Annotated in this window: 14 protein-coding genes; 8 read left to right on the top strand and 6 right to left on the bottom strand. The window is 56.5% G+C overall.

All coding sequences use genetic code 11. The features are described 5' to 3' along the window. Positions 1 to 4 precede the first annotated feature (4 nt). Positions 5 to 967, bottom strand: coding sequence for an acetyl-CoA carboxylase carboxyltransferase subunit alpha (locus ACR0KC_RS16360; protein WP_170395560.1), 963 nt, complete (start codon positions 965 to 967; stop codon positions 5 to 7). Positions 968 to 1,088: 121 nt separating this feature from the next. Here ACR0KC_RS16360 and ACR0KC_RS16365 point away from each other — a divergent pair, with 121 nt between their 5' ends. Then, positions 1,089 to 1,922 carry an AraC family transcriptional regulator gene (locus tag ACR0KC_RS16365; protein ID WP_480707027.1) on the top strand — a complete coding sequence of 278 codons (834 nt, stop codon included), beginning with the start codon at positions 1,089 to 1,091 and terminating at the stop codon, positions 1,920 to 1,922. Between the two features lies 1 nt (position 1,923). On the opposite strand, the gene ACR0KC_RS16370 is transcribed toward ACR0KC_RS16365, so the two are convergent. Next, positions 1,924 to 2,520 carry a LysE family translocator gene (locus ACR0KC_RS16370; RefSeq protein ID WP_170626224.1) on the bottom strand — a complete coding sequence of 199 codons (597 nt, stop codon included), beginning with the start codon at positions 2,518 to 2,520 and terminating at the stop codon, positions 1,924 to 1,926. A gap of 72 nt (positions 2,521 to 2,592) precedes the next feature. Between ACR0KC_RS16370 and ACR0KC_RS16375 the strand changes: the two genes are divergently transcribed. Further along, a complete protein-coding gene (locus tag ACR0KC_RS16375; protein ID WP_170513733.1) occupies positions 2,593 to 3,045 on the top strand; it encodes an Lrp/AsnC family transcriptional regulator in 453 nt (150 codons plus the stop codon). Positions 3,046 to 3,163: 118 nt separating this feature from the next. Beyond that, positions 3,164 to 3,742 carry a PA14 domain-containing protein gene (locus ACR0KC_RS16380; RefSeq protein ID WP_170395568.1) on the top strand — a complete coding sequence of 193 codons (579 nt, stop codon included), beginning with the start codon at positions 3,164 to 3,166 and terminating at the stop codon, positions 3,740 to 3,742. Positions 3,743 to 3,781: 39 nt separating this feature from the next. On the opposite strand, the gene ACR0KC_RS16385 is transcribed toward ACR0KC_RS16380, so the two are convergent. After that, positions 3,782 to 4,744, bottom strand: coding sequence for an L-malyl-CoA/beta-methylmalyl-CoA lyase (locus ACR0KC_RS16385; protein ID WP_480707029.1), 963 nt, complete (start codon positions 4,742 to 4,744; stop codon positions 3,782 to 3,784). Between the two features lie 295 nt (positions 4,745 to 5,039). Between ACR0KC_RS16385 and dgcN the strand changes: the two genes are divergently transcribed. The 3 genes from dgcN (at position 5,040) to ACR0KC_RS16400 (ending at position 7,946) form a co-directional block, all read left to right on the top strand. Beyond that, positions 5,040 to 6,041 (top strand): N-acetyltransferase DgcN, encoded by a 1,002-nt coding sequence (gene dgcN, locus ACR0KC_RS16390; protein WP_170395572.1) that lies wholly within the window; start codon positions 5,040 to 5,042, stop codon positions 6,039 to 6,041. Positions 6,042 to 6,109: 68 nt separating this feature from the next. After that, positions 6,110 to 7,075, top strand: coding sequence for an N-acetyl-D-Glu racemase DgcA (dgcA, locus tag ACR0KC_RS16395; RefSeq protein WP_170733527.1), 966 nt, complete (start codon positions 6,110 to 6,112; stop codon positions 7,073 to 7,075). Between the two features lie 10 nt (positions 7,076 to 7,085). Continuing rightward, positions 7,086 to 7,946: a D-amino-acid transaminase gene (locus ACR0KC_RS16400; protein WP_170395576.1), complete on the top strand. Its 861-nt coding sequence runs from the start codon at positions 7,086 to 7,088 to the stop codon at positions 7,944 to 7,946. A gap of 45 nt (positions 7,947 to 7,991) precedes the next feature. Here ACR0KC_RS16400 and ACR0KC_RS16405 read toward each other — a convergent pair whose 3' ends face one another. From ACR0KC_RS16405 to ACR0KC_RS16415, 3 genes are all read right to left on the bottom strand, one after another. Beyond that, positions 7,992 to 8,306 carry a DUF1244 domain-containing protein gene (locus ACR0KC_RS16405; protein ID WP_170395578.1) on the bottom strand — a complete coding sequence of 105 codons (315 nt, stop codon included), beginning with the start codon at positions 8,304 to 8,306 and terminating at the stop codon, positions 7,992 to 7,994. A gap of 114 nt (positions 8,307 to 8,420) precedes the next feature. After that, positions 8,421 to 8,660 carry a DUF6868 family protein gene (locus tag ACR0KC_RS16410; protein ID WP_170733528.1) on the bottom strand — a complete coding sequence of 80 codons (240 nt, stop codon included), beginning with the start codon at positions 8,658 to 8,660 and terminating at the stop codon, positions 8,421 to 8,423. A gap of 87 nt (positions 8,661 to 8,747) precedes the next feature. Continuing rightward, the gene (locus ACR0KC_RS16415) at positions 8,748 to 9,485 is read right to left on the bottom strand and encodes an N-formylglutamate amidohydrolase (protein ID WP_170733529.1); all 738 of its coding nucleotides are present in this window, start codon (positions 9,483 to 9,485) and stop codon (positions 8,748 to 8,750) included. Between the two features lie 118 nt (positions 9,486 to 9,603). On the opposite strand from ACR0KC_RS16415, the gene pyk reads away from it, so the two are divergent. Both pyk and ACR0KC_RS16425 read left to right on the top strand, forming a co-directional pair. After that, the gene (gene pyk / locus ACR0KC_RS16420; protein ID WP_170395584.1) at positions 9,604 to 11,049 is read left to right on the top strand and encodes a pyruvate kinase; all 1,446 of its coding nucleotides are present in this window, start codon (positions 9,604 to 9,606) and stop codon (positions 11,047 to 11,049) included. Positions 11,050 to 11,292: 243 nt separating this feature from the next. Then, on the top strand, positions 11,293 to 11,730 hold the full coding sequence (locus ACR0KC_RS16425; RefSeq protein WP_170395586.1) for a universal stress protein: 438 nt from the start codon (positions 11,293 to 11,295) through the stop codon (positions 11,728 to 11,730). Positions 11,731 to 11,741: the final 11 nt, after the last annotated feature.

The raw sequence follows: 11,741 nt of genomic DNA on the forward strand, positions 1-11,741 counted from the left end.
CGGGTTAAGCCGCCAGCCCTTTCGAACCGATATCCAGGAACTTCTGACGGCGGTCCTTGATCAGGGCTGCCGCGTCTTTCCCATCAAGCTCTTCCAGCATCGAGGCAATTGCAGACCGCACGGCTTCGACCGCCGCCGGGCGGTTGCGATGTGCACCGCCCTTGGGCTCGGTGATGATGTGGTCACAAACGCCCAGCTTGTGCAGGTCCTGAGCGGTAAGGCGCAACGCTTCGGCGGCCTCGCGCATTTTTTCGGCATCTTTCCAAAGAATCGACGCGCAGCCTTCGGGCGAAATCACCGAGTAGACCGAATGCTCCAACATCGCTACGCGGTTCGCAGTCGCAAAGGCGACCGCGCCACCCGAACCACCTTCGCCGATGATTACGGACACCAAAGGAACGCCAATCTTTAGGCACATCTCGGTTGAGCGCGCGATCGCCTCGGACTGGCCACGTTCTTCCGCCCCCTTGCCGGGATAGGCCCCAGCTGTATCGATCAAGGTGATTACCGGCAGGCCAAAGCGGCCTGCCATTTCCATCAGGCGTACAGCCTTGCGATAGCCCTCGGGGCGGGCCATGCCGAAATTGCGTTCAATCCGCGATTTGGTATCGCTGCCTTTTTCGTGGCCAATCACCATGACGGGTTGATCGTTGAACCGCGCCAGACCGCCAATTACCGCCAGATCGTCGGCAAAGTTCCGGTCACCTGCCAGTGGGGTGAATTCGGTAAACAGCGCATCCACGTAATCGTTGCAGTGTGGACGTTCAGGATGACGCGCCACCTGACATTTCCGCCATGGGGTCAGATCGGCATACAGCTCGTCCAGAAGCTTGGCGGCCTTGGCATCCAGCGCGGCGGCCTCTTCCGTCACATCCATTTCTTCATTGGCACGGGCCAGCGCGCGCAGCTCTTCAGCTTTGCCTTCGATCTCGGCCAGCGGTTTTTCGAAATCCAGATACTGGGTCATGACGCCTCTCAACGCGGAAGTTCCCTGCTATATGACTAATGCTTGTCCGGGATGCAACTCAGCAAGATTTGTGGTTGTGGAATATGCGATCACCGATGGGCAAAGTGAAGGAAGGATACTGATGGCTGCCAGCTATGAAGATCGCGTGCTGCGTGTGTTGACCTACATTCATGACAACCCCGCCAGAGACTTGTCTCTGGACGCCCTGGCCGAGGTTGCGGCCATGTCGCGGTTTCACTGGCATCGCGTGTTTCGCGCCATTACTGGCGAGACCTGCGCGCAGGCCACCCGTCGGATACGCCTGCACCGTGCCGCCTGCTGGCTGGTGCAAACAGACAGACCGGTTACGCGGATCGCAACCGACATTGGCTATCCGAACCAAAAATCATTTGCGCGGGCCTTTTCCGAGGCCTACGGCAGCAGCCCCACCGCGTTTCGACGTGCGGGGCAAATACTGCCGGCCCATCCAGTGTTCAAAACCGGAGGATATCCGATGCATCCCGTAACAACCCGAACCGAACCGTCCCGCCGTGTTATAGCGCTGCCGCATAAAGGGGCTTATGCCGAGATTGGCCGCAGCTTTGAGGCCTTTGGTGCCCTGTGCGAATCCCGCAAGCTGTGGCCGCAAGTCGGCCCGATGATCGGGCTGTATCTCGACAGTCCGGACGATGTGCCCGAGGATGATTTACGCAGTTTTGCAGGTGCTGAATTCTGCGGTGATGATACGCCCGAGGGGATGGAAGACCTTGAAATACTGGGTGGCAAAACAGCGGTGCTGACCTTCAAGGGCCCTTATTCCGGCCTTCACGGCGCGTATCAGACATTATTTGGCAATTGGTTGCCCGAGTCTGGCGAAGAACCTGCGGACCATCCGTGTTATGAGATCTATCTCAACGATCCACGAGAAACGGCCCCCGAGGATCTGTTGACCGAAATTTGCCTGCCGCTCAGGTAACCTAATTCGGCCACAGCACCGGATAGAGCGAGGCCACAAGCAGGGCCGCCATCGTCCAGTTGAATGCCAGCAATCGGTGCGGGTTCGTCAGGATTCGCGCCATTTGCTGTCCAAGAACCGTCCAGGTGCTGACCGAGGGCAGGTTGATGGCTCCGAACACCAGCGCGACCAGCAGAATCGCATTGATCGTTTGGTCGGGCGCATAGGCGGCTGTCGCGGTCAGCGCCATCGCCCAGGCTTTTGGGTTGACCCATTGGAAGGCTGCAGCTTGCAGAAACGTCATCGGGGTGCCCGCAGCATCGACACCTTTAGCGGGCGCTGCATGGGCGATTTTCCATGCCAGATACAGCAGATACAGAACCGAAAGAACTTTCAACACGGTATGACTAATCGGATACCGGTCAAAGACTTGAACCAGACCCGCCCCTACCAGAAGCACCATAAAGGTGAAGCCCAAACCGATACCCAGCATATGCGGGATCGTGCGGCGAAAGCCGAAATTCGCACCCGATGCCATAAGCATAAGATTGTTGGGTCCCGGCGTGATTGACGAGACAAAGGCAAATGCGATCAGGGCCATCAGGATATCGTAGGTCATGGCTGCATTTTCTCGCTGAATCCGGCAAATGAAATTGCGTATTCGTGCGCTCTAAGGTTAATGTTGCAATAAATGGCGAAGATTGATCAGATCAACCAACATATATTGCAAGAGCTTTCGCGGGACGGTCGCATCAGCAACCTCGATCTTGCCGAGCGGGTGGGCCTGTCGCCCTCCGCTTGCTTGCGCCGGGTGCAGGAGCTTGAGCGGGCAGGGATCATTTCCGGCTACCGAGCAGTGCTGAACCCGGCGGCGCTGGGGGTGGGTTTCGTTGCCTATATCGGCGTTGGTCTGGGCGAGCACACAAAAGCGGCGCAGGAAGGGTTCGAAAGGGCCTTGCAACAAGCGCCCGAAGTGGTGGAATGTCACAATATCACCGGCACGATCGAATACCTGCTACGGGTCGAATGTGCCGATTTGCCCTCCTACAAAACCTTCCACACCGAGGTGCTGGGTACACTGCCGCATGTGACCTCGATCACCTCATATGTTGTGATGGGATCGCCCAAGGATATGCGCGCGTGACCATCAAAAAGTGATTTTTAACCATCTTGCGAGGTCAAAGTTCAGCGCCTAGTGTCATCTCAACAGGATCGTCGGCAGGGATTAACCCCGAAGCAGGCGCAAATTCAGGGAGTAGACCATGACATTTTTTCGCACCGGAGCGCTGGTGGCTGCCTTGGCAATGTTTGCCGGCGCTGCGACAGCAGCACCTTTGAAGTTACAGCCAGCTAGCCCTCAGCCCAGCCCAAAAGCCGGCTTGAACGTAAAATACAGTTGGGAAGGTAACCCGCCTCGCAAAATCCAGAACCTCTCGAAGGTCAATCATCTGCTGAAAAAGGCAAAGCCGGGTCAGCCCCTCCGAGGTTTGGACTACAGAGACACGAACGAAGGTGATCCTGTCCTGACCTACAATCAGGCGTTCAATGTTGCCGCGGAAATCAGCGGATATATCCGCTTTGATTCACCCGGAGTTTACGAGCTTGAGACCTGGTCGAACGATGGGATTGACGCCTGGGTCGGCGGTCAGCAGATCGGCTATGTCAACGGCCGTCAGGGCTGCGAAGCCAACCAACGCACCGAGGTCGAGGTGCCGCAGGCGGGTTGGTATCCAATCAAAATCAAGTATTTTCAGAAATACGGTACATCCTGCCTGATGATGAAATCAGGAAAGAAGGGTGAGCGTTTCACATGGACACCAAACAATGTATTTGGACGCTGATCAGATCGATTGGGGCGCTCAGCTGAGCGCCCTTTTTTCTTAGCTACCCGCCGCGATTAATTCCGCCTGCGCCACAATAACCTCGGCTTGTTTGATCGAAGCGATATCGACCAAACGCCCTTTGTAGACCGTCGCGCCTTCGCCGTTGGCTTTTGCTTGTTCCATGGCGGCCAGAATCTCGCGCGCTTCGGACACTGCTTCATTCGACGGTGTGAAGACCTGATTGGCCAATGCGATTTGTTTGGGGTGGATGGCCCATTTGCCGACCATCCCCAGCGTAGCAGACCGTTTGGCCTGCGCGATATAGCCCTCATCGTCTGAGAAATCGCCGAACGGACCATCCACCGGCAGCACGCCATGGGTGCGGCAGGCGGCGACAATTGCGGCCTGCGCCCAGTGCCACGGATCGGACCAGTGCTTTTTGCCTTCGCGCAGCATATAGTAGTTTTCCTGCGTACCCCCGATGCCGGTTGTCTGCATGCCCATTGAGGCTGCAAAATCTGCGGCGCCAAGGCTCATGGCCTGCAGGCGCGGGGATGAGGCGGCGATTTCTTCGACATGCGCCAGTCCGGCGGCAGATTCGATGATCACTTCGAATGAAATTGGCTTGGTTCGGCCCTTGGCGCGCTCGATCGCGGTGACCAGCGCGTCAACTGCATAGACATCCGCCGCGCAGCCTACCTTGGGGATCATGATCTGATCCAGACGGTCGCCTGCCTGTTCCAGCACATCAACCACGTCACGGTACCAATAGGGTGTATCCAGCCCATTGATCCGAACCGACATGTATTTATTGCCCCAATCAACTGTGTTCAGCGCCTCGATTACGTTAGCGCGAGCGGTATCCTTGTCGGAAGGAGCCACCGAATCTTCTAGATCCAGATTAATGACGTCTGCAGCTGATGCTGCCATCTTGGGAAATAGCTTGGTGTTCGAGCCCGGGCCAAACAGTTGGCAGCGATTGGGCCGGGCCGGAGCGGCAGGTTGGATGCGGAAGCTCATTTGGACCTCATGCGAGTAAGGAAATTGCGTTTAGGGTTGGTCATGGGATATTAAATTGCGCAATGCTGCGCAAGCGTGATTGTGCATATGCGGCAATGCGTATGCAGCATGATTGAAGATACTGGCAAAATGGGGTGCTTAAAGTTTGATCAGTTTAAAAACTTCGAACAATCTTGTGCAAGAAAGCCAAAATACGCAAAAACTTCCCGCTGTGGGCGGGCAGGCGAGAAGAATTTGAGAAACCCTCGTCAAAACGGTTCTCTAGCTTAAGCCAGAATCAAAGGAGTGCACCGCAATGATCGAGACACCGTACCTGTTGTTTTTGGGCGATGCGCCCGACTTGTTGGCGGCCAAAGTGGCCATTGGTATCCGCGACTGGCGTCCTGAGAATGCCGTGGGTCAAATAAGGCTGGATGGTTGCAAGACTGATTTGGGTCTTACCGAAATGACACTTGCCGAAGGTAAAGCTGCTGGTGCCAAGACTCTTGTCATTGGTGTTGCCAACCGAGGTGGGGTCATCAGTGAGGCCTGGAAAGAGGTTCTGATCGCAGCACTGGAGATGGGTTATGATCTGGCGTCGGGCCTGCACAACCTGCTGCGCGACGAAGGCGATCTGGTTGCTGCGGCACAGACTCACGGCTGCACATTGCACGACGTCCGTGTACCGACCGTAGGATATCCCATCGCAAACGGCCGCAAGCGTACTGGTAAGCGGTGCCTGGCCGTTGGAACCGACTGCTCTGCCGGCAAGATGTACACTGCGATGTCCATGGACGCTGAAATGCGCAAACGCGGCATGAAATCCACCTTCCGGGCCACCGGTCAGACCGGAATTCTGGTCACGGGTCAGGGCGTCCCGCTGGATGCGGTTATCGCCGATTTCATGGCGGGATCCGTTGAGTATTTGACACCGGACAATGATCCGGATCACTGGGATCACATCGAAGGGCAGGGCTCTTTGTTCCATGTGTCCTATTCTGGCGTGACCATGGCGCTGATCCATGGCGGTCAGCCCGACGCGCTGATCCTGTGCCACGAGCCGACCCGGACCCATATGCGAGGATTGCCTGAGTATTCACTGCCGACGCTGGAGCAGTTGCGCGACACAGCACTGCCGCTGGCGCGCGTGGCAAACCCAGAGTGTCAGGTTGCAGGAGTGTCGATCAACACCCAGCATCTGAGCGAAGACGACGCACACGCATACATCGCCAAGGTTGAGACCGAGATGGGTATCCCAGCAACCGATCCTTACCGTTTTGGTGCTGGTAAACTGGTGGATGCGCTGGCCGCACTGTGATCTAAGCAGGTTGCCGATCGCCCCTTGCTGTCGGCAACAGACACCACTTTCGATGAAAGGTTGAACGCGTGCAGATTGACGTTTCCCGCGATGTATTTCGGCTGGCGCAGGTATTCACTATCTCGCGCGGCTCACGGACCGAGGCAAAGGTCCTGACGGTTCGGATCTCGGATGGTGTGCATCATGGTTGGGGCGAATGCGTGCCCTATGCGCGCTATGACGAAACGCTGGATTCAGTCGAGGCCGAGATTGCCGGCCTGCCCGACGTATTCTCTCGCTATTCCCTGATGGATCTGCTGCCTGCCGGCGCGGCTCGGAATGCAGTGGATTGCGCGCTTTGGGACCTTGAGGCGAAACGCTCCGGCAAACGGGCGTGGGAGCTGGCGGAACTTGCCGCACCGGGGCCTGAAGTTACGGCCTATACTCTTTCCCTGGACACTCCCGAGGCAATGCAGGCACAGGCGGCAGAAAATGCGTTCCGACCCTTGTTGAAGATCAAACTTGGTACACCGGACGACATGCCCCGGCTTGAGGCCGTGCGGGCTGGTGCGCCGGAGTCCAAAATCATTATCGACGCCAATGAGGGTTGGTCTGCTGAAGTGTACGCCGATCTTGCGCCGCATCTTGTGCGACTGGGCGTTGCTCTGGTTGAACAACCTCTGCCAGCCGGTGAGGATGATGCACTGATCGGCATGGATCGTCCGGTGCCGGTATGTGCCGACGAATCCTGTCACGATCGGGCCAGCTTGCCTAAATTAAAGGGCAAATATGATGTGGTGAACATCAAACTCGACAAGACCGGCGGTCTGACCGAGGCGCTGGAGCTGCGCAAGGCCGCGCTGGCCGAGGGCTATGGCATCATGGTCGGATGCATGGTTGGAAGTTCGCTGGCCATGGCACCTGCAACGCTGGTCGCGCAGGGTGCGATGGTGACGGACCTTGACGGACCGCTTTTGTTGGCAGAAGACCGCGACACACCCCTGATTTTTGATGACGCCGGAGTGCATCCGCCCAAAGCGGCACTTTGGGGCTGAGGAGAAGAACATGACCCGCACCGTTTATGTGAATGGCGAATACCTGCCTGAAACCGAGGCAAGCGTCTCGATCTTTGATCGAGGTTTCCTGTTTGCAGACGCCGTCTATGAAGTAACCAGTGTGCTGGATGGTAAGCTGGTCGATTTCGAAGGCCACGCGGTGCGGCTGAAACGCTCGCTGGACGAGTTACAGATGGCTGAACCCTGCAGCAAAGAAGAACTTCTGGAAATCCATCGCAAACTGGTCGAGCTGAACGACATCGAAGAAGGTCTGATCTATCTACAGGTTTCGCGCGGCAGTGACGGCGACCGGGATTTTGTGTTTCCGTCAGCGGATACCAAGCCTACGCTGGTTTTGTTCACGCAGAATAAGCCAGGTCTGGCCGACAGCCCCGCGTCGAAGAAAGGGGCCAAGGTCATTTCGATCGATGACATCCGTTGGGGCCGCCGCGATATCAAAACCGTGCAACTGCTGTATCCGTCCATGGGCAAGATGATGGCGAAAGCGGCTGGCTGTGACGATGCCTGGCTGGTTGAAGATGGCTATGTCACCGAAGGCACCAGCAACAACGCCTATTTCGTCAAGAACGGCAAGATCGTCACCCGCCCGCTGTCCAACGACATTCTGCACGGCATCACCCGCAAGGCGGTTCTGCGCATGGCCGCCGAGGCGCAGATGGAGATTGAGGAGCGCCTGTTCACCATCGATGAGGCGAAAGAGGCGGATGAGGCCTTCACCACTTCGGCCAGCGCTTTTGTCATGCCGGTGGTTGAGATTGACGGCGTGGCACTGGGTGATGGCACGCCGGGCCCGATTGCCAAACGCCTTCGCGAGATCTATCTGGACGAAAGCCGAAAGGCCGCAATCTAAAGCAAAGGCCCGCCAAAACGGCGGGCATTTTTCGTTTTCGGGGCGTCAGCCTTTTTTCGTGACGTTCTCTTCAAACGCGACCTTGAAGGCGGCTTGTTTCTCGGCGTTCGCTTCGGTCTGGTAGTTGGCCTTCCACTCATCCATGGTCATGCCATAGAAAATCTCGCGCGCTTCGTTTTTGTCCATGTCGATGCCCTTGGCATTGGCGGCTTCCTGATACCAGCGCGACAGGCAATTGCGGCAGAACCCGGTCAGATTCATCATATCGATGTTCTGTACGTCGGTGCGATCCTGCATCAGATGCTGCTGCAAACGGCGAAACGCTGCGGCCTGAAGTTCGATTTCGGTTTGCTTGTCCATTGTCGGGCTCCGAATGATTGTCTTGCGTTCTGGACCTGACCTAGCAATCCGTGGGCCATGTTACAACGAACAGTAGAGGCCCTAAGGCCCCTTGGAACGTCAGGTTTGGATGCTTTATGCCAGTTTGAGGGCCAACCACGGCACAAGGCAAAAAATGATTGTCAGGATTTTGTAGTTCGCAAGATATCTGAAATAGACCCTCTTTACGTCTGCCCGCTCCATTTGGAACATTCTGCCATGCACGCCTGCAATCCAGTCCTGCATGATAAGGATCATAAGTGTGCTGAACAACAAAACAGCGATGTTAAGGGCGGTCATCCAGCCGAAGACAGTAGTCAGGAATTCCTGAGTCATGGTCGTCTCCTTTCCCTTAATATATGGGTGTCAGTATATTGGCTCACAATATTTCGAGGATCGGAAGCGGCATGAAGTGACCTTACGTCATAGTCCGCTATCGTTCAGTGCATCCTGCAGAATAACGGCCAATCGTTCGGCCCAGCTGCGTTGCCCGTCATGATCCGCAATCAGATCATTACGCAGTTCGATCAGTGCATTAGGACGGCCGAAACTGCTGCAATGCTTGTCGATCGCATCGCCGGGTAGCACACCTGTATAGGGTTCATTTACCCCAACGCACAGATCATCCTCGGCGTTCAACCGGTTGATCAGCGGGCGCGAGAACCGCTCATCCGGTGTGTGCAAGACGCCGATGTGCCACGGCCGAGGATCGCGGCCACGGAGCTGGCGCGTAAAGGAATGCATCGAGATGATGACCGCATGCGGCAGGGCCGCAAGCTGCGCCAGCGCATCGTGATAGGGCCGGTAACACATATTTAGACGACGCTCACGCTCGGTCGCATCTGCGTGGCGGTTACCAGGAATGATCGAACCGTCATAGAGCTTCATCAGCAGCGTTGGATCGTCCTCGCCCCGGTTGGGGTCAATCACGAGGCGCGAGAAGTTGGCTGCGATTACCGGGGCGTTCAGAACCTCACCCAGATGTTTTGAAACCTCGTAGGCGCCGACGTCATATGCGATATGGCGTTCCATATCCTCGCGTGGCAGACCCAGGTCTCCGCCGCTGATTTCGGGCGGCACCATGTTGGTTGCATGGTCACAGGTAATCAGCCAACGCGACGAGCGATCCGCGCCGTGAACAAAAAACGGAGAGTATGTCATGAGCCTGTCATCTTGTTTGTCGCAGGTGTAGGACAGTTGCGTTGGAAAGGGAATTGCGCAATAAGCAGCCTGAGCAATGTTTGCGGTAACATTTACGCGTTTGAGGAGAGTCTGATCAATGCGACGCCTGAGAAATGTGAAAATCGTGGCGACGCTGGGACCGGCGTCCAATGACTATGACACCATCCGAGCGCTGCATGAGGCTGGGGCCGATGTATTCCGGCTGAACATGAGCCATGGCAGCCACGATGAGATTCGCGAGAGGCACCGTATAATCCGGCAGATCGAAAAGGATCTGGAAAGCCCGATCGCGATTCTGGCTGATCTGCAGGGGCCAAAGCTGCGCGTTGGCGTGTTTGCAAATGATGCGGAAGAACTGGAGGAGGGCGCCGCATTCCGTCTGGATCTTGATCCGGCAGCCGGGGATATCACCCGGGTCTGCCTGCCACATCCCGAAATTTTTGCCGCATTGGAGCCAGGTGCGCGCCTACTGGTCAATGACGGAAAGATTCGTCTGATCGTGCAGGATTGCGGTCAGGATTTTGCACATTGCACGGTCGAAGTCGGTGGCACGATTTCGAACCGCAAGGGTGTGAACGTGCCTGACGTGGTGCTGCCATTGGCAGCGCTGTCGGCCAAGGATCGCGACGATCTGGAATTTGTCTGCCAACTGGGTGTGGACTGGTTGGCGCTGAGCTTCGTTCAGCGTGCCAAGGATGTGTTCGAGGCGCGCGCACTGGCGGATGGCCGAGCATCGATCTTGTCCAAGATCGAAAAACCTGCTGCGGTCGAAGCTTTTGACGATATCCTTGACGCCTCAGACGGGATCATGGTTGCGCGGGGTGATCTGGGCGTCGAACTGCCTGTTTCGGCAGTCCCCCCGATCCAAAAACGTCTGGTGCGTAAATGCCGTACAGCCGCGAAGCCTGTGATTGTCGCAACCCAGATGCTGGAAAGCATGATCGAAAGCCCAATGCCCACACGGGCCGAGGTTTCGGACGTGGCCACCGCGATCTACGAGGGTACCGATGCAATCATGCTGAGTGCTGAATCGGCTGCTGGTTCTTATCCCATCGAGGCGGTTCAGACGATGAACAAGGTTGCCATCGAAGTTGAAGCTGACCCAACCTACACTCAGATTATTGCCGCGTCGCGTACCGCCAAGGGTACGACCATCGCTGATGGTATCGTGGCTGCGGCACGCGAGATTGCCGAAAAGACTGACATCAAAGCCATCTGCTGCTTCACTCAAAGCGGGACCACCGCCTTGCTCACCGCCCGTGAGCGTCCCGGTGTGCCTATCATCGCAATGACCCCCGCCACTGGCACCGCCCGCAGGCTTTGCCTGAGCTGGGGTTGTCATTGCGTCTTAACCCCTGAACAAGAGCGGTTCAAAGGTGCGGTCGTCAGCGCCGCTCGCGCCGCCCGTTCGGGTGGTTTCGCCGCTGAGACTGATCAGATTGTGGTCACCGCCGGCGTCCCTTTCAATGTTCCTGGCACCACCAACATCTTACGTATCGCCCCTTGTGATGAACGGCTGATCTACAACACTGATCCGGGCTAAGCCCGGATCACCACTACTAATTTCAGTTTGATACCAAGCGTATGCCTAATATTTGGGCATATAATAATATTTATTTACAGTGCCTTAGAAGTTTGAGGGTTGTATCCAGCAATAATCTCTCTGTTTTTGCGTGTTTTTTCGGGATACTTGCCCTTAGGGCGGTCTACTCAAGCAAGTTCCAGGTTCCGGCTGCCCTGCCGGGGGCGAGGGCCCCGGCCAAAGCAACAATAACGGAGGAACGGCATGACAACGAAAATTGTCATAGGACTGGACGGGACAGAAACCGGAGAACGCGCGATCGCCTTTGCCAAAGACTTGGCCGGGCGTATCGGTTCATGCGAGCTTCTGGCGGTTTATGTCATCGAATGGTCTCCTTTCACATTCCAGACACCAGAAGAGAACGCCCTGCGCCACAAACGGCGCGAAGAAGAGGTTGCGTTAGCCACGTCACGGATCATCGAGCCAGCGGTCGAAGCGTTGAAGGCTGCAGGATTCGAGGCGCGCGGCATCGTCCGTCACGGAGATGTGGCGGAAACGCTGAATGCAATCACGGTTGAAAACGGTGGCTCCCAGATCGTTGTGGGACGGGCCTCGGCAGATGGGTTCAAAAAACGCCTGTTTGGCAGTTCGACCCAGAACCTTGTCATGCACGCCGATGTTCCGGTTACGGTCGTGAACTGAGGGGAGAGATT

The sequence above is a fragment of the Ruegeria sp. CF3 genome (genome assembly GCF_056537365.1).